The 20,928-nt window shown below is 44.9% G+C and carries 22 protein-coding genes; 17 read left to right on the forward strand and 5 right to left on the reverse strand.

Annotation, left to right across the window (positions count from 1 at the left end; all coding sequences use genetic code 11):
* Positions 1–21: 21 nt before the first annotated feature.
* Positions 22–651 carry a peptide-methionine (S)-S-oxide reductase MsrA gene (gene msrA / locus ATB74_RS16020; RefSeq protein WP_061019142.1) on the forward strand — a complete coding sequence of 210 codons (630 nt, stop codon included), beginning with the start codon at positions 22–24 and terminating at the stop codon, positions 649–651.
* 108 nt (positions 652–759) lie between these two features.
* On the opposite strand, the gene ATB74_RS16025 is transcribed toward msrA, so the two are convergent.
* On the reverse strand, positions 760–960 hold the full coding sequence (locus ATB74_RS16025) for a DUF1107 family protein (RefSeq protein ID WP_019821424.1): 201 nt from the start codon (positions 958–960) through the stop codon (positions 760–762).
* A gap of 253 nt (positions 961–1,213) precedes the next feature.
* Here ATB74_RS16025 and ATB74_RS16030 point away from each other — a divergent pair, with 253 nt between their 5' ends.
* The 7 genes from ATB74_RS16030 (at position 1,214) to ATB74_RS16060 (ending at position 6,878) form a co-directional block, all read left to right on the forward strand.
* The gene (locus tag ATB74_RS16030; protein WP_060983528.1) at positions 1,214–1,765 is read left to right on the forward strand and encodes a YtfJ family protein; all 552 of its coding nucleotides are present in this window, start codon (positions 1,214–1,216) and stop codon (positions 1,763–1,765) included.
* 90 nt (positions 1,766–1,855) lie between these two features.
* Positions 1,856–2,146, forward strand: a complete 291-nt coding sequence (locus ATB74_RS16035) for a DUF2607 family protein (protein WP_061019143.1) — start codon at positions 1,856–1,858, stop codon at positions 2,144–2,146.
* 42 nt (positions 2,147–2,188) lie between these two features.
* On the forward strand, positions 2,189–2,974 hold the full coding sequence (gene zrgA / locus ATB74_RS16040) for a zinc uptake protein ZrgA (protein WP_061019144.1): 786 nt from the start codon (positions 2,189–2,191) through the stop codon (positions 2,972–2,974).
* 141 nt (positions 2,975–3,115) lie between these two features.
* A complete protein-coding gene (locus ATB74_RS16045) occupies positions 3,116–3,832 on the forward strand; it encodes an ABC transporter ATP-binding protein (protein ID WP_061019145.1) in 717 nt (238 codons plus the stop codon).
* Positions 3,829–5,088: an ABC transporter permease gene (locus tag ATB74_RS16050; protein WP_061019146.1), complete on the forward strand. Its 1,260-nt coding sequence runs from the start codon at positions 3,829–3,831 to the stop codon at positions 5,086–5,088. Before ATB74_RS16045 ends, ATB74_RS16050 begins: the two co-directional genes overlap by 4 nt.
* A gap of 14 nt (positions 5,089–5,102) precedes the next feature.
* Positions 5,103–5,618, forward strand: coding sequence for a DUF3299 domain-containing protein (locus ATB74_RS16055; RefSeq protein ID WP_061019147.1), 516 nt, complete (start codon positions 5,103–5,105; stop codon positions 5,616–5,618).
* 351 nt (positions 5,619–5,969) lie between these two features.
* On the forward strand, positions 5,970–6,878 hold the full coding sequence (locus ATB74_RS16060; RefSeq protein ID WP_061019148.1) for a TIGR03899 family protein: 909 nt from the start codon (positions 5,970–5,972) through the stop codon (positions 6,876–6,878).
* Between the two features lie 165 nt (positions 6,879–7,043).
* On the opposite strand, the gene cysC is transcribed toward ATB74_RS16060, so the two are convergent.
* From cysC to cysD, 4 genes are all read right to left on the reverse strand, one after another.
* Positions 7,044–7,664 (reverse strand): adenylyl-sulfate kinase, encoded by a 621-nt coding sequence (gene cysC, locus ATB74_RS16065; RefSeq protein WP_048659289.1) that lies wholly within the window; start codon positions 7,662–7,664, stop codon positions 7,044–7,046.
* Between the two features lie 24 nt (positions 7,665–7,688).
* On the reverse strand, positions 7,689–9,413 hold the full coding sequence (locus ATB74_RS16070; protein WP_061019149.1) for an SLC13 family permease: 1,725 nt from the start codon (positions 9,411–9,413) through the stop codon (positions 7,689–7,691).
* Positions 9,414–9,478: 65 nt separating this feature from the next.
* Entirely contained in the window at positions 9,479–10,909 is a 1,431-nt protein-coding gene (cysN, locus tag ATB74_RS16075; RefSeq protein ID WP_017058887.1) for a sulfate adenylyltransferase subunit CysN, read from the reverse strand.
* Between the two features lie 18 nt (positions 10,910–10,927).
* The gene (gene cysD, locus ATB74_RS16080; RefSeq protein WP_258954156.1) at positions 10,928–11,872 is read right to left on the reverse strand and encodes a sulfate adenylyltransferase subunit CysD; all 945 of its coding nucleotides are present in this window, start codon (positions 11,870–11,872) and stop codon (positions 10,928–10,930) included.
* Positions 11,873–12,286: 414 nt separating this feature from the next.
* Here cysD and ATB74_RS16085 point away from each other — a divergent pair, with 414 nt between their 5' ends.
* The 9 genes from ATB74_RS16085 to ATB74_RS16125 all read left to right on the forward strand — a co-directional run bounded on the left by ATB74_RS16085 (position 12,287) and on the right by ATB74_RS16125 (position 20,888).
* Positions 12,287–14,263, forward strand: coding sequence for a bifunctional 2',3'-cyclic-nucleotide 2'-phosphodiesterase/3'-nucleotidase (locus ATB74_RS16085; RefSeq protein WP_055319928.1), 1,977 nt, complete (start codon positions 12,287–12,289; stop codon positions 14,261–14,263).
* A 284-nt stretch (positions 14,264–14,547) separates the two neighbouring features.
* Complete coding sequence (locus ATB74_RS16090) at positions 14,548–15,135, forward strand: DedA family protein (protein ID WP_061019150.1); 588 nt, start codon at positions 14,548–14,550, stop codon at positions 15,133–15,135.
* On the forward strand, positions 15,132–16,265 hold the full coding sequence (locus ATB74_RS16095; RefSeq protein WP_061019151.1) for an ATP-grasp domain-containing protein: 1,134 nt from the start codon (positions 15,132–15,134) through the stop codon (positions 16,263–16,265). Before ATB74_RS16090 ends, ATB74_RS16095 begins: the two co-directional genes overlap by 4 nt.
* A 19-nt stretch (positions 16,266–16,284) precedes the next feature.
* Positions 16,285–16,827, forward strand: a complete 543-nt coding sequence (locus tag ATB74_RS16100; RefSeq protein WP_061019152.1) for a hypothetical protein — start codon at positions 16,285–16,287, stop codon at positions 16,825–16,827.
* Between the two features lie 2 nt (positions 16,828–16,829).
* The gene (locus ATB74_RS16105) at positions 16,830–17,579 is read left to right on the forward strand and encodes an NRDE family protein (protein WP_061019153.1); all 750 of its coding nucleotides are present in this window, start codon (positions 16,830–16,832) and stop codon (positions 17,577–17,579) included.
* A gap of 12 nt (positions 17,580–17,591) precedes the next feature.
* Entirely contained in the window at positions 17,592–18,029 is a 438-nt protein-coding gene (locus ATB74_RS16110; protein ID WP_061019154.1) for a YHS domain-containing (seleno)protein, read from the forward strand.
* A 10-nt stretch (positions 18,030–18,039) separates the two neighbouring features.
* The gene (locus ATB74_RS16115; protein ID WP_060983537.1) at positions 18,040–18,483 is read left to right on the forward strand and encodes a hypothetical protein; all 444 of its coding nucleotides are present in this window, start codon (positions 18,040–18,042) and stop codon (positions 18,481–18,483) included.
* Positions 18,484–18,495: 12 nt separating this feature from the next.
* A complete protein-coding gene (locus tag ATB74_RS16120) occupies positions 18,496–20,250 on the forward strand; it encodes a lysophospholipid acyltransferase family protein (protein ID WP_061019155.1) in 1,755 nt (584 codons plus the stop codon).
* Between the two features lie 71 nt (positions 20,251–20,321).
* Complete coding sequence (locus tag ATB74_RS16125) at positions 20,322–20,888, forward strand: Crp/Fnr family transcriptional regulator (protein ID WP_048659300.1); 567 nt, start codon at positions 20,322–20,324, stop codon at positions 20,886–20,888.
* The last annotated feature ends 40 nt before the right edge of the window (positions 20,889–20,928 follow it).

A 20,928-nucleotide genomic window follows, 5' to 3' on the forward strand; every position in this document is an offset into this window, starting at 1 on the left:
GTATGCGAAAAGGAATATAAGATGCTAAACAAACAACAACTGGTTTCTGCAGCAACCGCACTACCGGGAAATACTGACCCAATTCGAATCACTGAGCGCCATTTCGTTAATCAAACCGATCTGCTAGATACACCTACGGGCTCTCAACAAGAAGTCCTGTTTGGTATGGGATGCTTCTGGGGAGCTGAGCGTTTGTTTTGGCAATTGGATGGCGTTATTTCAACATCCGTTGGTTACGCTGGCGGATACACAGTCAACCCCACTTATGAACAAGTATGTACTGGGCAAACCGGCCATACCGAAGTCGTTCGTGTCATTTTTGATAGTGAACAAACCTCTCTAACTCGAATACTTGAAACTTTTTGGGAGCGTCATGACCCAACTCAAGGGATGCGCCAAGGCAACGATTTAGGAACTCAATATCGTTCCGCGATTTACACCTTCAGTGAAGAACAACAATCTATCGCTGAGCACTCTAAACGTGAATATCAACGAGCAATGACTGAATCTTTAGGCAACGAGATCACAACGGAAGTTCTGCCTGCTGGAAAATATTTTTTCGCTGAAACCTACCACCAGCAATACCTAGCTAAAAATCCGAATGGGTATTGCGGGTTGGGTGGAACAGGTGTCTGCTTCCCTCCACAATAAAGTGCCGTTCGACATACTAGCGAGAACGACACGCATTAAAAAAGGGCTTCCATTGGAAGCCCTTTTCATTGTTAATCTATTCGGTGCAAACAAATTGATAAAGCGCAGTTACACCGGCAACGCTGCAATCGTGCCGTTAACTTCTTTAAAAATAGTGAGCTTTTGTTTGTCTGAAACTTCAGGAAGAAGCACCTTGCCTTGGTCGAAGCGAAACTCTCCAACACCTTCAATAGCAAATTGGCCTTTGAACAGGACTTTAACGAAACGCGCCACCTGATGTGGACGGTAAGTAGAAAATTTTCTTAACATAATACAACCTCAATTCCATTTGAGTACTACAGTCACATACCTGAACAGCGTCGCTGTTCAAAGCACATTTAATCGCTAATTCCTTTAGCAAACAGCAAGATAATCTATTGTTCATCTCGATATTGATGCATTATACCTTTTGGTAACAAGCCTGCAACTTCTTTCTACGTCGTACGATAAAAAAGTTAAAGAGGCATTTTTCAAATTTCATATTATACTTCCTGTGCAAACCAATAAGCGGAACAAAAATATAATGAAAAACAAAACTCTACTGGCTTTTTTAGCCGCAGCCTCTCCACTCTTCGCCAATGCTCACAACCTATCAGTAGGCGCTACCCTGCCTGCCGTCGATGTTAGTAACTATGGTGAGATTGTTCTAAACGACGGAAATACTGGATATCAAGCTTGGGCAACCAATGATCTTCTCGGTAAAGTTCGCGTCGTTCAAGCTATCGCTGGCCGCAGCAGTTCTAAAGAGCTCAACGCACCACTGATGGCAGCCATTACCGCATCGAAGTTCTCAGAAGACAGCTACCAAACCACCACCATCATCAACCAAGATGATGCGATTTGGGGTACTGGGTCTTTTGTTAAGTCGTCTGCCGAAAGCAGCAAAGAAGAATTTCCATGGTCTTCTATGGTCCTAGATGAAGACGGCACCGTTGCGTCATCATGGGCTCTAAAAGAAGAAAGCTCAGCGATTATCGTTCAAGACAAGCAAGGTAAAATTTTGTTTGTAAAAGAAGGCGCATTAAACGAATCAGAAGTCACTCAAGTCATTGAGTTGATTAAAGCGAGTCTTTAATAAGATATTCGCGTCTTTTTCGAGACCTAACCAAAGGATATTGTTATATTGTAACAGTATCCTTTTTTAATTCTGTGGTTAATGATCCTGATGTGGCAAAACACACCTAACAATGCGAAACGCAAAACCTGCTTTTTGCTAGGGCTGATGCTTATGCTAAGCCTGTTAGCCGCAACACATATTGTGGATATTCACCCAGAACACCACACTTCGCATCAATGTGAGCTGTTTTCGCTTAATCAGTTCATTACTGCGCACTCGCTGCCACAAGTTCCAGAGTTCCATTCAGAATTTACTGTCGCTATCACTGAGTCAGTAACTTCACTACAGCGGCTATATTTCGCGTATTTAGCTCGCTCACCTCCTGTAAATATCGCTTAATTACCACTACTTTTTAATTAACCTTTATTCAGGAAAAAAAACATGAAACCTACTATTTTAGCCGTTGTTATCGGCATGACTGTCTCTACAAATGTTCTAGCTAACGAAGAATTCCGCTCTCATGGTGCACACGTACATGGTCAAGTTGAAGTAAACATCGCGCAAGATGGGCAAGAACTGCTTGTTGAAGTAACAGCTCCTGGCGCAGATGTGGTTGGCTTTGAACATGCTCCAGAAACTGCAGAGCAGAAAAAAGTGTTTGAGCAGGCTATCGCACAATTAAACAAGCCAGAAGAACTGTTTAGTTTTAACAATGCGAGTTGTACTCTGAAGTTCAAGTCAGTGGCAAACACCTTAGAAGGCGATCATGACGACCATGAAGGCCATGACCATGCGGAACACGATCATGACGACCACAAAGGCCATGACCACGCTGAACACGGTCATGACGACCACAAAGGCCATGACCATGCTGAGCACGATCATGACGATCACAAAGACCATGAACACGCTGAACACGCTGAACACGATCATGGTGACCACAAAGACCATGACCACGCTGAACACGATCATGACGACCACAAAGACCATGACCATGCTGAGCACGATCATGATGACCACGAAGGTCATGACCACTCTGAAGGTGGCCACGGCGAATTCACCGTTGAGTACCATTACCAATGTTCAGACGTTGCTAAGCTAGACACAGTTAGCACTCAATGGTTCTCTAAGTTCGGTAATACAGAAAAAATGACTGTGAACTTACTAACAGACACAGCTCAAGTACAAGAAGTGCTTAACGCAGAGCGTATTAGTTTCCGATTCTAATCACTCCTAGATCGGATTAAACGTAAAATAAACAGCCAGGTAAGTCATCGCTTACTTGGCTGTTCAAATCGGTGTGTTCTGGGGAATTTATGCTTCAAATTGCTGTCCAGTAGATACACCGCTTTAATTATTGGAGCTTGCATGTCTTCTGACAGTTCATCACTTGTAGTCAAACTCGAAAATATCAGCTTTCGTTGGAAGCCTGAATTACCACCAACGCTAGAGATCCCCTCTCTGTACATCCAAGCCCAAGAGCACCTTTTCATAAAAGGGCCAAGTGGTTGTGGAAAATCAACTTTGTTAGGGCTACTGACCGGGATCAACCAAGCTGAGCAAGGAGAAGTCTCTATTCTTGATCAAGGTCTCACTCAGCTTACACCTCGTCAAAGAGATAAATTCAGAGCCGATCATATTGGTTATATTTTCCAGCAATTTAACCTGCTTCCTTATCTGTCAGTTATCGATAACGTGACGCTTCCTTGCCAGTTTTCACAGATTCGTAAACAGCAAGTCGCTGAAAGCCAGAAAAGCTTACAAGAGACGGCTCGAGAGTTATTACTCCGATTAAAGCTACCTCAAGCTTTAATGGACAAACCCGTTACCGAGTTGAGCATAGGTCAACAACAACGTGTTGCTGCCGCTCGTGCTTTGATCGGCCAACCTAAAATCATTATTGCCGACGAACCGACATCGGCTTTGGATCATGACAACCGAGAAGCCTTTATCGAATTGTTGCTAGAGCAAGCTAATCAAGCGGGCTCGACTCTGATCTTTGTGAGTCACGATCCAACACTAGAAAAGTTGTTCACTCGAACCATAGATTTAAAAACCGTTAACCAAGCTAAGGCTGTCGTATGAAAGTAATTACTCACTTAGCCTTAAAAAGCGTACTCAACCGTAAAGCCACGGCTATTCTCACCATTCTCACGGTGGCGGTATCCGTCATTCTCTTACTCGGCGTAGAACGCGTTAGAACCGAAGCAAAAAGCAGCTTCGCCAATACGATATCGGGTACTGACCTTATCGTTGGTGGCCGTTCTGGTCAGGTAAACCTGCTGCTTTACTCAGTATTCAGAATCGGTAATGCGACCAACAACATCGACTGGAAAAGCTACCAAGAATTTAGCCAACACAAAGCCGTAAAGTGGGCGATCCCTATTTCATTGGGTGATTCTCATAAAGGCTTCCGTGTGATGGGTACTAACCATAGCTACTTTGAAAACTACCGCTATGGAAGTAAGCAACCACTTACTTTCCAGCAAGGTAAAGAGTTTAATGAGCTATTTGATGTGGTGATTGGTGCCGATGTCGCGAAGAAGTTGGACTATACGATTGGTGATCAAATCATTCTTGCGCACGGTATCAGTGATGTTGCGTTTAGCCGTCACGATAATCTGCCCTTCAAGATCGTGGGAATACTGGCACCAACCGGAACACCAGTAGACAAAACCGTCCACGTATCGCTAGAGGCAATCGAAGCAATTCACGTTGGCTGGGAATCCGGTGCTAACTTAGGACATACACCGGATGCGGAAACCTTAAAGACTTTTGATTTCCAACCTCAGCAAATCACAGCCATGATGCTTGGGCTGAATTCGAAGATTCAAACCTTCGCACTGCAACGAGAAATAAATAACTACCGCCAAGAACCTTTGAGCGCCATTATGCCGGGCATTGCGCTTCACGAATTGTGGGGAATGATGGCAGTAGCAGAACAAGCACTACTGATTGTTTCAGGGTTTGTTGTTGTCGCCGGTTTATTGGGCATGCTCAGTAGCCTACTCACTAGCTTGCAAGAAAGGCGTCGAGAGATGGCGATTCTGCGCGCGATGGGCGCAAGACCTCGTCATGTGTTTGGTTTACTGATCAGTGAAGCCAGTGCGCTAACCTTCCTTGGCATTACATTAGGTGTTGCGGTGTTGTTTGCTCTGATCGCAGTGGTTGCTCCTATTGTGCAACAAAGTTATGGTATAAACATATCGATATCCGCAATCACACCTCATGAGTGGAAACTGCTTATGTTGGTGCAAGTTGCCGGAATCATTATCGGCTTTATTCCCGCTTTCAGGGCTTACCGTCAGTCATTATCTGATGGCATGACTATTCGAATCTAAAATAGGAACCTACGATGCAACGCAAATTCCTACTGATATTTGGGCTACTTCTGTTCCCATTTATTAGCACAGCTCACGCTGAAACCACTCAGAACGACGAATCGGTGTTAACACTTGATTGGATTGATTTGATTCCAGAATCAGAGCGAGCTCAACTAGATTCATTTGGTATGCCGATGGTTGACCACAATAGTATGGACAAACCTCAACAATCGACACTTGGTGCTGTTCGCCCAGAACTGAATGGCAGCACAGTAAAGATTCCTGGCTTTGTGATTCCATTGGAAGGTGATGAGAATATGATCACTGAGTTTCTGCTGGTACCCTACTTTGGCGCATGTATCCACGTGCCACCGCCGCCACCGAACCAAATCATCTACGTGAAGTTCCCGAAAGGTGCACCAATACAGCAGTTATGGGATGTGATCTATTTAGTCGGTACGCTGAAAACTGAGTCAATAAGTCATGACTTAGCGCAAACAGGTTATCTTATTGAAGGTACTGCGATTGAAGAGTATGACGACATGTAGTCATAAGAAGGGTGGCTCAAGGATGAGTTGCCGTCACAGAACGAGTGCGATCATTCAATAACAGTTTAATAACGATGATTTTCTTCTGAATTACGCGATGTAATTAGATAAGTAAGCTAGAACAGCGACATAAGTCGCGAGTAATAACCCTATACTAAGCTGTTTCTTCAGCTTGTTATCATTGACTTGATTCATAACTCCTCCTTGAGAATTACAACAAATTTAACATTTTATTATCATTAGCAAAAGTAAAATTTTGTTGAAACCTTCAACTCTGCACGCAAAATCTAGCCACCAATAAGATAAAGAGTTACATTTTAGACAGTTAAGTCGTTTCCTTAGGGTACTCTTATGTCAGAAACTAAACAGCCAGTGATCATTGAGCATGCTAGCGATACACAGCACAAGCATGAGAAAAAACCTCATATTGCCGACAGTGCCAGCAGAATGCTGCACATCGCACAAAGCTTCGGCCTCGATTCCTTAATTAGTCATAGTGCAAAGCCAAACGATAAAGGTGAGAGTACCCTTATCGAACGGGCACTATTACGAGAGAAAAAACGTAGAGAGCTTCGCCAAAAGAACCTAGAGCAGATTCTAAAGTTGGCACACTCTTCATGTAAGGATGAAGCGGCTGGAGATCCTGATCAGGACTGGTTATACCGTTTCTTCGATATGGCACAAGAGATCCACAATACATCGATGCAGAGGCTATGGGCTCAAGTACTGAAACGAGAAGTCACCAACCCAGGCTCGACGTCGATGAAGGCACTGCAAATCTTAAAAGATATGACACCAAAAGAAGCGCTAACCCTACAAAGAGCGGCGTCACTGGGTTGTAGCTTTGGTAGCGATAACAGCAGAAAGCTCTTACTCGGCTTTAAATCTCATGCTGGGCTATTCAGCTTTGGTAAAAGGGACACCACTAGCACCATCAACCTTGGTGGGCACAACCTGCCCTACTCTAGCTTGCTCCACTTGATAGAGCTCGGGATTATTCTCGGCACAGAATTAGAATCCGGAGAGATTGATTTCGATCCAGCCCTGCACCTAACCTATCAAGGCAAGAGCATGTCACTGGCACCGTTATCAAAAGGGGTAAAACTGGTTTACTATCGATTCAGCCCAACGGGTAATGAGCTTTGTACCTTACTTGGCAACAAGCCAAACACGCAGTATTACGACCAGCTGATTGCGCTATTGAGTCAGAAATTTACGGTTCAGACAGAAGTGAAAAGCAGCGTGAATTACACCGTCTAGACAATCGACGGTGTAAAAAATAGACGGGTAAAAAGTGAAGTGTATTGAGAAGAATAAAGAGAATCTAGAGGATAGGTTTCTTGTCTCGGTAAACCAAGGCTGCACTACTTATCAGTCATGAATAAATCGATAAGCAAGTGGGCAGCCTTAGTCATACCAACGATCTCAATTGGCTAAAATATTTCGCTTCTCCAACGCATCAATACAAAGTTCGACCAACTCATCGAGTGTCTTTTCACCTGCGGGTAGATCAACCTCAGGATTCTGAGGCGCTTCGTACACTGAACTAATACCTGTAAAGTTCGGGATCTCTCCAGCACGAGCTTTCTTATACAGTCCTTTCGGATCACGCTGTTCGCAAACCTCAAGTGGTGTATTCACAAACACCTCAAGAAACTCACCTTCAGGTAATAAATCTCGCACAAGTTGTCGTTCCGCTTGATGTGGAGAAATAAAAGCAGACAGCACAATTAAGCCTGCATCTGCCATCAATTTAGCAAGCTCGCCAATACGACGAATATTCTCTCGACGATCTTGTTCAGAGAAGCCAAGGTCGCTACATAAGCCATGACGCACATTGTCGCCATCCAATAAGTAAGTATGGTAACCAAGCTGTGCCAAGCGATTTTCTAATGCTCCAGCGACTGTCGATTTACCAGAACCAGACAACCCCGTGAACCAGAGCACGGCTGGCTTTTGTGATTTCAGATCCGCGCGAAATGTTTTATCAATCGAGTGTTGATGCCACACAACATTCTCATCTTTGGGTTTGAGTACTGCGGTCATAATTAGTCCTTTAAATAAACAGCATTAAAATGGGAAAAAATAAGGAATTAGGGTCAATACCAAACCCGAATAGACAATCGAGATTGGGATGCCGATACGTAGATAATCCGTGAGATGGTAATTACCTACGCTATAAACAAGTAAATTGGTTTGGTAGCCGTACGGAGAGATAAAACTGGCACTCGCACCAAACAATACCGCCATAATGAACGGCATAGGATCGACGCCATAGCCTACCGCCATACTGTAGCCAATCGGAAATGAGAGTGCTGCCGCCGCATTATTGGTCACTAGCTCAGTCAGAACCAAAGTCATAAAGTAGGTCGCGACTAGCGCACCAAACACACCCCAACCATTAAAGGCTTCCATAAACATCAGCCCCATACGCTCAGACAGCCCAGATGAAATCATCAGTTGAGCAATAGACAGAGCAGAGCCCACGATCACCACAATATCAACCGGAAAACGGCGACGGAGCTCACCAAGTTGTACCACACCAAATGCCACCAGCAATAGTAAGAAACCTGCCAGCCCTTTGATAATCGGCACTACGTCAGCAAGGGCTAAACCAATCACACTAGCAAAACCGAGCAACACAAACGTCGACTTATCAGCATCAAGCTTGGCACTCGAATCTAAGTCATTCATCAACACAAACTCTTTACTGTGTTGTTGGCGTTGTTCTTCAAAGCGTTTGCCGGGAACCAAAATCAAAGTATCACCAGCGGTCAATGTGATATTCCCTAGCCCACCTTCAAGGCGCTCATGTCCACGACGAATAGCAACCACAACCGCATCGAAACGGTCTCTAAACTGGCTAGTTTTCAGGGTTTTGTTACAGAAGCTTGCCGATGAACTCACCACCACTTCAACAAAGCTCTGGCCGTTTAGGTGGTGCTGACCAAACAGAGTCAGCCCTTGGATTTCTTGCAGTGTTGCCACGCTCTCGACATCGCCACAAAACAGCAATCGGTCACGAGCTTGAAGAATAAAATCAGGGTCAATCGATGCGGTGGTTTTACCGTCGCGAATCACTTCCGCTAAGAACAGCTTTCGCAATGCTCGGAGGTTGTTCTCACTGACGCTACGACCAACTAACGGTGAACCCGGTTCAACTCGCGCCTCAAGAAAGTAAGGCAGATCGTCCTGCGATCCGTCATCGTAGCTGGGTAAGAAGTAGCTCAGAGGAATAAGGATCAACACACCACCGACTAAAACCGCTAAACCGATCAAGGTCGGTGTGAAAAAGTTTAAGCTCGGCAGCCCAGCATCTTCAACAAAGCTATTGATGATCAAGTTGGTAGAGGTGCCGATCAATGTCAGTGTTCCACCTAAGATAGCAGCGTATGACAAAGGGATAAGTAGTTTAGATGGCGCATGTTGTTGATTACGTTTGATCGCTCCGATCAAAGAAACAACCACTGCCGTGTTATTAGTAAAAGAAGAAAGTAACGCTGTGGAAATACCCAACTTCGCAACCACGGTACCTAGCCTACCTTCAGAGATATTGCGGCTAACCCAGCTGATTAAGCGAGTTTTCTCCAACGCACTTGAGGCGAGGATCAGAAGAATTAAAGTCAGTAATGAGGAATTAGTGAAATTATTAGCTAGGCTCGAAAGATCGATCATACCTGCCATAAAAGCAATAAATGCTGCGCCAGCAAAGATGAAGCTTGGCTTAATGCGGGTAACGAGCAGGCAAGTAATGATGCCAAGCAAAATCGCTAATACAAATCCTTGTTGCCACATATACCCGTCCTTTATGGCGGAAACGATCGGTTTCCGCCTGATTCAATAAGCTGTTACTTAGTCGTTTATGACTTCAGTAGTTGGCTTAGGTCTTTGGCATCCCAATGAGGGAAATGCTTGCGAACCAATGCGTTGAACTCAAGTTCAAATGCAGAGAAGTTACCGACTTGCTGTTCAACAGAGTCCAAACGGTCTCGAATTAAACCCGCACCTACCGTCACGTTGGTTAGTCGGTCGATCACGATGAAACCACCGGTATCAGCACTCTCACGGTATTTATCCAGCGCGACAGTCTCGTTCAGTGACCATTCACACAAGCCAATGCCATTCAATGGCAACTCATCGACAGCGTGAGTCGACAGGTTATTGATGTCATATTGGTGACGAACCGTTTCAACCTGACCGACGGTTTTCTTGCCAGCGATCTTGATGTCGTAAGCTTTGCCCGGTTGCAATGGTTGCTCTGTCATCCATACGATGTCGGCCAATACATGGTTAGTTGATTCAATCTGCGCGTTTTCTAGCACAATCAAATCACCACGACTGATATCGATCTCATCTTCAAGGGTCAGTGTTACCGCCAAGCCTGCTTGTGCAGATTCCAAATCACCATCAAAGGTCACGATGCGTGCAACCTTAGAAGTTTTGCCTGACGGCAGTGCTTTGATTTCATCACCGACACTCACACGGCCAGAAGCCACTGTGCCGGCAAAACCGCGGAAGTCTAAGTTAGGACGGTTTACGTACTGAACTGGGAATCGGAATTCACCTGCCGAACGTTTTTGATCGATGTCGACGTTCTCTAACACTTCTAGCAGAGATGGGCCTTCGAACCATGCAAGCTCTTTACTTGGTGCAGCAACGTTGATGCCTTCAAGCGCCGATACTGGCAAGATCTGAATATTGGTTTCGCCTTCTAAGTTTTCTGCAAACTCTAGGTATTCATCGCGAATTTCTTCAAAACGATCTTGTGCGTAATCCACGAGATCCATCTTATTTACAGCGACAATAAAATGCTTCAAACCAAGCAGGTTAGAAATAAACGAGTGACGACGCGTTTGATCCAGAACGCCTTTACGAGCATCAATCAAGATCACCGCTAGATCACACGTTGAAGCACCTGTTGCCATGTTGCGCGTGTACTGCTCATGCCCTGGGGTATCAGCAATAATGAATTTACGTTTTTGCGTCGAGAAGTAGCGGTAAGCAACATCGATGGTGATGCCTTGCTCACGCTCAGCCTGCAAGCCATCAACAAGCAGTGCTAAATCAGGCTTCTCACCTGTGGTACCTACTCGTTGGCTATCCGAGTGAACCGCTGCTAGCTGATCTTCATAAATCTGTTTTGTATCATGGAGCAAGCGCCCGATTAGCGTACTTTTACCGTCATCTACCGAGCCACAAGTTAAAAATCTAAGCATAGATTTATGCTGATGCTGACTTAGATAACCTTCAATCCCTAGTTCAGCCAATTCGGCTTCTACTGCACTATTCATTTTTCTTTCCTTAGATTCTTAGAAATAACCTTGGCGCTTTTTCAGCTCCATTGAGCCCGACTGATCATGGTCAATCGCTCGACCTTGACGCTCACTAGACGTCGCCACCAGCATCTCTTCAATAATGCCTGTTAGCGTATTCGCCTCAGATTCAACCGCTCCGGTTAGTGGGTAACAGCCTAAAGTACGAAAACGAACGCTTTTCTCTTCAATCACTTCACCTTCTTGCAGCTCCATACGGTCGTCATCAACCATGATCAGCATGCCATCACGCTCAACAACCGGGCGTTTATCAGAAAGGTAAAGGGGAACAATATCGATACTCTCTAGATAGATGTATTGCCAGATATCGAGCTCAGTCCAGTTAGATAGTGGGAATACACGAATGCTTTCGCCCTTATTCACCTGACCGTTGTAGGTGTGCCACAACTCTGGACGTTGGTTTTTTGGGTCCCATGTGTGGTTCTTATCGCGGAATGAGTAAACACGCTCTTTCGCTCGAGATTTCTCTTCATCACGACGCGCACCACCGAAAGCGGCATCGAACCCATACTTGTTTAACGCCTGCTTAAGGCCCTGAGTTTTCATGATGTCTGTGTGTTTCGAAGAACCATGTACGAATGGGCTACAACCCATCTCGATACCTTCAGGGTTCTTATGTACTAAAAGGTCAAAACCGTACTTTTCTGCTGTGCGGTCACGAAACTCAATCATCTCGCGGAATTTCCAGTCCGTATCAACGTGTAATAATGGGAATGGAATCTTGCCTGGGTAAAACGCTTTGCGAGCTAAATGAAGCATCACAGAAGAATCTTTACCGATGGAGTACATCATCACTGGGTTATCAAACTCAGCCGCCACTTCACGGATAATATGAATACTTTCCGCTTCGAGCTGTTTTAAGTGGGTTAAACGTTCTTGGTCCATTTCAGTGCTTCCTTTAAGGCTCGCGTTACGAGCAATTCATTACTTGGTCTTGCCAAGCATGGGATTTAACTCATCCACTTGAGTGAATGGGAGTATTGGCACTAGAAGAAAACAGAAGCTTCGTGTTGAGCTATCCTTGCTATTCATCTGCCTGATACGTCCTTGATATAGGCATTATGACGAGCCTCTCATATTACTGGAAATTCTAAAATTTCATTTTTTATTCGAAAAGCTGATAAGGGATTGAATTTATCGATAAACAAGTGAAATGAATGGACTAATATAATTGATACCAATTGCGCATCGATTGAACAGCTTTGGGAGGCGTCTTGCAGAACACCATAAAGTAATCGATCTAAGTCACGAATTAACATTCGTTGTAATCATTGTTTCATTCCATTTTGTTACATTACGCAACGAATTTTCTACTATCCACTTTGGAGCTACAAAATGAAAGTTGCAATGAAACCTTTGTCATTGGCTGTACTTGCGGGTCTTGGTTTGACTCTAGCAGGCTGTACAACAACACCAGATACCGATGAAGTGATTAAACTACGTGTCGTAGAGACAACGGACATCCATACCAACCTAATGGATTACGATTACTACAAAGACAAGCCATCGAAAAAAATCGGCTTAGCACGTACTGCAACTTTAGTAAAAGAAGCTCAAAACGAAGTAACCAACAGCGTATTAGTTGATAACGGTGACTTGCTGCAAGGTAGCCCAATGGGTGATTACATGGCAGACAAAGGCATCGTTGCAGGTGAAGTTCACCCTGCATACAAAGCAATGAACCAACTAAGCTACGATGCAGCAAACATCGGTAATCACGAATTCAACTACGGTCTTGAGTTCCTAGAAGAGTCTATCAACGACGCTGATTTCCCATACATCAGTGCTAACGTTTACGACGCAGAAACGAAAGAGCACTACTTCACGCCTTACATCATCAAGACACACACGTTTGAAGATACAGCTGGCGTAGAGCATGAGATCAAAGTGGGTTACATCGGTTTCGTTCCACCACAAATCATGACGTGGGATAAGAAGAACCTTGAAGGTAAAGTTACTGCTCGCGACATCATTGAAACTGCTAACGAGTTAGTGCCTCAAATGAAGGCTGAAGGTGCAGACGTTATCGTTGCGATCCCTCACTCTGGCGTATCTCAAGACCCATACAAAGCAGGTGAAGAAAACTCTACGCTTTACCTTTCTGAAGTAGAAGGCATTGATGCTATCGCATTCGGTCACTCTCACGCAGTATTCCCTGGTAAAGGCTTCGACAACATCCAAGGTGTTGATAACGAAAACGGCACCATGAACGGTGTTGCGGCAGTAATGCCAGGTCGTTGGGGTAGCCACGTAGGTGTTATGGACCTAACACTGGCACAAAAAGACGGTAAGTGGGAAGTGGTTAAAGGCCAATCAGAAGCACGCCCTATCTACGACAAGATCGAGAAGAAGTCGCTTGCTGCTGCAGATGAAGGCATCGTAACAGCACTAGAAAAAGACCACGCAGGTACTCGTGAGTTTGTTAACCAGCCAATTGGTAAAGCAGACGATGTGATGTACAGCTTCCTGTCTCTAGTACAAGACGATCCAACAGTACAGATTGTTAACCTTGCACAGAAAGATTACGTTGAGCAATTCATCCAAGGTGACCCAGACCTAGATGGCACGCCAGTACTTTCAGCAGCTGCACCGTTCAAAGCGGGCGGCCGTAAGAATGACCCAGCAAACTTCACTGAAGTTGAATCTGGTCAACTGACATTCCGTAACGCAGCTGACTTGTACCTTTACCCGAACACGCTAGTTGCGATGAAGGTAACCGGTCACGAAGTAAAAGAGTGGCTTGAGTGTTCTGCTGGTCAATTCAACCAGATCGACGTTAACTCAACAGCACCACAACAGCTGATCGAGTGGGATAACTTCCGTACTTACAACTTCGATGTTATCGACGGTGTTGATTACCAAATCGACGTAACTCAACCTGCGAAATACGATGCAAACTGTAAAGTGGTTAACCCGGACTCACAGCGTATTGTTGGCCTAACTTACCAAGGTAAGCCAATCGACATGAAGCAAGACTTCCTGATCGCGACCAACAACTACCGTGCATACAGTGCTAAGTTCCCTGGTACAGGTGAAGACTTCATCGCATTTGATGCACCAGATGAGAACCGTACAGTACTTGCGAACTACATCTCTCGCGTAAGCAAAGAGCAAGGCCAAGTGAGCCCAACAGCTGACAACAACTGGTCATTCGCACCAATCAAAACGGATAAAAAGCTAGATATCCGCTTTGAAACGTCGCCAAGCGAGAAAGCAGCACAGTTCATCAAAGAGAAGGGTCAATACCCGATGAAACGTGTTGCGACTGACGATGTTGGTTTCGGCGTTTACCAAATTGACCTAACTAAATAGATTACTCTAGTAATCTATAGTTAACGTTCTGAAAGGCTGAGTTTAACGACTCAGCCTTTTTCTTTTCTTCTCAATATTCAGTCCAAAACCTTAAGTTTCTAACCCTTTAACACCCTCAAGTTCTATACCTAAACCACACACCTCAAAACACTCATTGCATTCAATCAACACAAAAAAGCTGCAATTCGTTGTAAGTTTTTCTCAGCTCCTCCTGTCTATTTAATTTACTACACTCAATGAATGGTCATTAAGCTATTCATTTATAGGATAGATAAGGACATTTGATGGACACCGTCGAGAGTATTCAAGCATGGTTAAATTCAGGGGAGGAGTCGTTGCTATGGCTGATGCTTGGCATTGTCGCGCTTTCTTACCTGCTTGAAGATCTTGCGATTGTTACCGCTGCCGGTTTAGCCACTCAAGAGCTCATTCTTCCTCAATATGCGCTGCTTGCCATTTTCATCGGCATTGCCACGGGTGACTTAGGTCTCTACTACTTAGGAAAGTCAGGACGTTACTTCCGAGGTGTTCGATATAGAGCCCTCACCAATAAGTACTTTCGTTCGCTTCGTACCAAATTACGTCAAAACGCATTCAGCAGTCTTTTTGTTATCCGCTTTATACCGGGGCTTCGTACCGTTGGTTTTACCTTAAGTGGTTTTTTCGCCATACCACTGCCTACTTTCTTGTTTGCCGTTATTAGTGCGACAGCGATCTGGACTGGCGTTGTCTTCTCTGCCATCTACTGTTTAGGGACATCAGCGTGGCTGCAAGCCTCTGAATATCAATGGATCGTCATCCCGTGTGCCATCGCTTTGCTGTTTGTCGGTAATCAATTAATGAATAAAACCTACTCTAGAGGATTATCATGAGTTCACCGCAAGATATTCACATCATTCCAGCACATCAAATTAATGCAGGCATGCCCCTGCTTGAAAAAGATACCGTGCGCAGTGTCTCTCCTTACGAGTTTCTTCCGACGTGGTTCTTCTACACGCCAGTGGTCATTCAAAGCCTGATGCAAGGGTTACGGCACTTTGATTGGGCGCTACCACTCATCGCCAACCCGAGCATTAAACTCAGTGGCATGGTCGGCGAATCGAAACACGAGATACTAAGCCTTGCCGGATCTTCAAGTCAGCGTTGGATCTCACCGTTTATTACCCTAACCAAAACGGATCTTAGCAGTAAAAAACAAGCCGAAGACGCACGCAGCGCGTTAATACAATCAGATCTTGATTTCCCGATCGTGGCGAAGCCGGATCTTGGCTGTCGAGGTGTTGGAGTAAAGCTGATCAACAACCAAGATCAACTTGAGCAATATATTGAATTTTTCCCAACTAATGCTCGCTTTCTACTGCAAGAAAAAGCGCCATATCAGGCTGAAGCGGGCATTTTCTATGTTCGTTACCCGAATAGTAAACAAGGCGAGATCATCTCGATCACTCTTAAATATTCGCCAATGGTGATTGGAAATGGTACCTCGACACTCAAACAGTTGATTGAGAATAGCCCACGAGCAGGACAACTCAGCCACCTCTATTTACCAAGACATCAAGATAAATTGGATCAAGTGCTCGCAGAGGGCGAAGAGTTCCAACTCGCGTTTGCAGGCAGCCATAGCCGTGGCTGTATCTTCCGAGACGGTAATCAATACATCACTCAAGCTCTAACAAAACGCTTAGACGAGATATTCGACGACTTCGATGGCTTTCACTTTGGTCGACTCGACGTCAAGTTTAAGGACATGCACAGCCTAATGAACGGCGAGGATTTCACGATTCTTGAAGTCAATGGTGCAAGCAGCGAGGCTGGACATATCTGGGATCGTAACACCCCATTGCGAGAGATATTTTCTACGCTACTCCTTCAATACCGCATTCTTTTTGATATTGGTGCTCAGCAAAAACAACGAGGCCACCAACCTCCATCGTTTAAGAGCCTGTTCACCGCATGGCAAGAAGAGCGACGCCTTGTTCGACAATATCCGACCACCGACTAACTTTGTACGAGGATCATGAATGAATCCGATAGCCCAACCAAGCGCACTCACTGCTTTATCTCCGAGTATCAAGGGAGCGGTAGAGATACTGAATCAAGGCCTCGAGTTTCTGTTAGAGATTTCTGACAGTGACTATCTAACAAGCGCTAAGCCACACGTCACCAGCTCTATCGGTGAACATACTCGTCACACACTCGATCTTTTTCATGCTTTGATTTTGAAAGAGGATGCGACCATCGATTACAACACTCGTCGTCGTGGTCACCCCGTCGAATACGACCGCTCAATTGCAGTAAAAGAGATCCACTATGTGATCAATTGGTTAGAACGGTTAGAGCGCAACGATCTCGAAGCACCTATCATGATCCAAACCGAGGTCTCGATGGGTGCTCAAGTGTTTGCAAGCCTACCTTCTACGCTAGAAAGAGAAGTGACTTTTGCGGCGCTGCATGCCAATCATCATTACGCGATGATCAAGGTGATCACCACCTACCTAGACATTAAAACCTGCAACACCTTTGGTTATGCCCCAACCACCAGTAGCTATCTGAGGGAGCAATAATCATGTGTTCAGTATCTTGGTTGCTTGAAGAGAATGGTTATCAGGTCTTTTTTAATCGTGATGAGCAAAAGACCCGAGCATTAGCCATGCCACCTAAACAGTATCAAGTTAACGGTGTCGATATCATCATGCCTCTCGACCCAACTGGCGGTGGTAGCTGGATAAGCATTAATGGGTTCGGGCTTTCGCTATGCTTACTCAATAACTATCAAGGCATGGTTCCAGTTGGTCCTTTGGTCAGCCGTGGGTTGTTACTTAAGAACCTATCCTCAAGTCGTAATATCAGTCAGCTCTCTGAAGCGTTTCATAAGCTCGACCTGCACTCTTTTGCCCCGTTTACCTTGCTGGCTTTTGCACCGAATCTAACTCAACACAATGGTTTGGTGATTGCCTACATGTGGGATGGCATTCAACAGAAAATAGTGGAAACCGACTCTCCACTATTCTCTTCCGGTGTTGATTTAGAGCGAGTGCAAACCTACCGACAAGCCAAATACGATCAGCTTATGGCAACAGGTAAGAATCAACAGAGCTTACTCAAGTTTCATTCTCACCATCACAGTGAACAGCCCCATTTAGCAACCTGTATGCATCGTGAAGACGCACACACAGTCAGCTTTACCCATTTACGTAATCTGCACGGTCAAGCCTCTATGTTTTATGCACCCGGCTCACCTTGCGAACCAATAAACCCATGCCAGATAAATCAACAACGCTTTACCTTCGATTTGTCACCCGCAATCAATCTATAGATGGAGTCCATCATGAGAAAACTAATCACCATGGTCATGCTACTTGTTAGCCCATACGTATTTGCTGCCGATGAAATCTATACCGGCTTCTTTAGCAGTAAGGCACTCGATGGCTACGATACCGTCGCATACTTCACTTCTGGAAAGCCTGTTGAAGGGAGCAAGAAGTTCAGCACAGAGTACAAAGGCGCGGACTGGTATTTCTCTTCTGAAAAGAATCTGACTTTATTTGTTAATAATCCTGAAAAATATGCCCCTCAATATGGTGGTTATTGCGCATGGGCCGTTTCTGCCAAAAACGACTTCGCACCCGGCGATCCACAGTATTGGACCATAGTTGATGACAAACTTTATCTTAACTACGACCAAGAGATTCAAGCCACTTGGGAGAAAGACCGTGCACAGCATATTCAACAAGCCGATAAAGCTTGGCCGCAGCTGATTAAGTAAGGGAATAACCATGACATTCACTCCTACTAAACATCTCCCGGCAGCATTTATCGCGTTTGTGTTTATTCAGTCACTGTTCTTTAAGTTCACTGGCTCATACGAGACAGAACATATCTTTGGCACGCTCGCGACATGGTCAGGCTTAAGCTGGTTCGGTTCGTTTGGCGGCTACTTGATTGGATTCGCTGAATTAATAGCGGCCATTCTACTGTTCACTCGTTGGCATGGCCTTGGCGCCATTATGAGTGTGGGGATTATGAGTGGCGCAATATTCTTCCACCTGTTTACGCCACTCGGTATTCAAATGCCTGAGTTCAATGCAGCGGGTGAAATTGTCGGTTACGACGGCGGATTATTGTTTGGTATGGCATGCCTAGTGTGGTTATGCGGTGCTTTTTTAAGTGTGAAAGATTTCAAGAATCAAGACGGTTTCCTAAACAACTTTAGTCAATAAGGTAGCTTCATTATGATTGATAGTCCTTTTCGTTTACCACGTTACACGCCTTTTGGTTTAGGTGAGTCTGTTGTCGAGTGGGCAACTGGGCTATCTAAGCTAGACCGACTCTACCAAGATCGAAAAAACGAGTTATCTAGCTTTGAATTCATGAACTACACCCTATCGGCGCTCAATATCGACTACTCGGTGGCATCGGGAAGCACGGAATACATCCCGGAAGAAGGACCAGTCGTGATTGTGGCGAACCACCCACTTGGCGCCATTGAAGGTGTGATCCTTGCGGATCTCGTAGGATCGGTAAGAAAGGATGTGAAGGTATTAGCGAATGAGTTACTCAAGCGACTACCTGAACTGGATGACCTTTTCATAGGTGTTGATGTCTTTAATAGTAAAGAATCGAAACGCACCAATGCCAAAGCTATTCGTGATGCCAATAGTCACTTAGCCGACGGCGGGCTATTGATCGTGTTCCCTGCAGGGGAAGTATCAAGTTACCGCAAAGGGGCTAAAACACTAACTGATATCGAATGGAGTAAATCAGTCGCGAAGTTCGTTAAACGTCATCAAGCCACTACGGTTCCTATCTTTATCAATGGAAAAAACAGTGAGTTTTTCTACCAAGCGGGGCGTGTACATCCACTGTTGAGAACCGCTCTACTCGGGCGTGAACTTCTTAATAAACAAGCGACAACTATCTCTATCTCGATTGGCTCATCGATTCCGTATTCAGAGATAAAATCGTTTGAAAAAGAGATGGATATCGTCAACTACCTACGACTTAATACCTACCTAATGAGTCAACAAGATAGTACGAATACACCAATCCACGCGCCTTCTTTCGATACTCAAGTGATAGCGCCAATATCACCCGAAGTATTGGCAATTGAGGTAGACTCACTCCCTGAAGAGATGAAGCTGCTCGAGCAAGGGGATTTCGAGGTCTACTGCACGCCAAGCCAATCTATTCCAAACTTAATGCGTGAGATTGGTCGAGTCAGAGAAGAGAGTTTCCGTGAAGTTGGAGAAGGCAGTGGGCTTGCTTGTGACTTGGATGAGTATGACCTTTACTACCATCAACTGTTTGTGTGGAACAAAGCGAAGGCAGAATTAGTCGGCGCTTATCGACTCGGTATGGTCGACAAGTTAATCGCAGAGCACGGGTTGGACCAACTCTATTCCCGCAGTCTGTTTAACTATAACCAAGAGTTTATCGATACGTTAGACAACAGCATTGAGCTTGGTCGCTCTGTAGTGAGCAAGCCTTACCAAAAGAGCCTTAACTCACTGTTACTGCTATGGAAAGGTATCGCGACCTTTGTGTCTCGTCACCCTCAATACACCCACCTATTTGGCCCGGTCAGTATCAGTAATGATTACAGCCACAATGCACGCCTGTTGATCGCGACCACTTTATCAATTCACCACTACGATGAAGAAAAAGCGAATCTGGTTTCCCCTTCTTCACCACTCAATACCAGTAGTCATGTGTTCTGGCAGAATCATCTATTGTCGTCACTGGCGAGTGTGCCCCTACTTTCAAAAGTATTAGCGCGGATGGAACAAGGAAAAGGCCTACCTGTGTTATTGCGCCAATACCTAGGGATGAACGGGAAGTTGGTTTGCTTTAACGTTGACCCATCATTTAATGATGCGTTAGATGGTTTGATTGTCGTGAACCTTAAGAAGGTACCTTTGAAGACCTTAGGTAAATACATGGGTAGAGAACTCGCTCAAGACTACCTAGAGCAACACGCTCGACGCTGATTTAGCCCGAACTGTACCTACACTCAAATAAGTGCGATGATTTCGGCACTTATTTGGGTTAGGTTATTTTCATGCACACCTCTTTTATCGAACAACTGCAAAGCTTCGACTTTTCTGAAAGTCAGATTGAATCTCTAGTCGCTGTCGCCAAGCCACTTGAACTTCCAACCAGACACATCCTTATTAACCAAGGTGAAATGGCAGGCTCAATCTACTTCGTACTTGAAGGCTTGTGTCATGCTTGCTACCTCACTGATGATGGTAAGCAATACAGCAAAGAGTTCTACTGGGAACAAGATTGGATCATCGGCTTTGAGAGTCTGATAAAAAACCAAGCTTCCCCTTACCTATTAGAAACACTCACCCCCATCACAATGTTAGAACTGCCAATGAATGCAGTAATCGAGTGGCGTGCATCGAATAACCCTTTGTATTTAAAGCTGTTAGAAACACAACTGATGCATAAGGAAAACAAAGAACGCTTCATGCTGCTCTACACACCAGAGCAACGTTACCAGCTTTTCTGCGAACACTACCCAGACCTTGAACAACGCCTCAACGACAATCAAATTGCCGCCTACTTAGGAATAACCGCGATAAGTTTGAGCAGAATTAAAGGTCGAATTAACAATAGTTAATGCCAACAATCATCACGCATAGTACATTCAGAGCATCGAT

Origin of the sequence: Vibrio splendidus (genome assembly GCF_001557875.1) — a bacterium.
GTDB lineage: Bacteria > Pseudomonadota > Gammaproteobacteria > Enterobacterales > Vibrionaceae > Vibrio > Vibrio splendidus_F.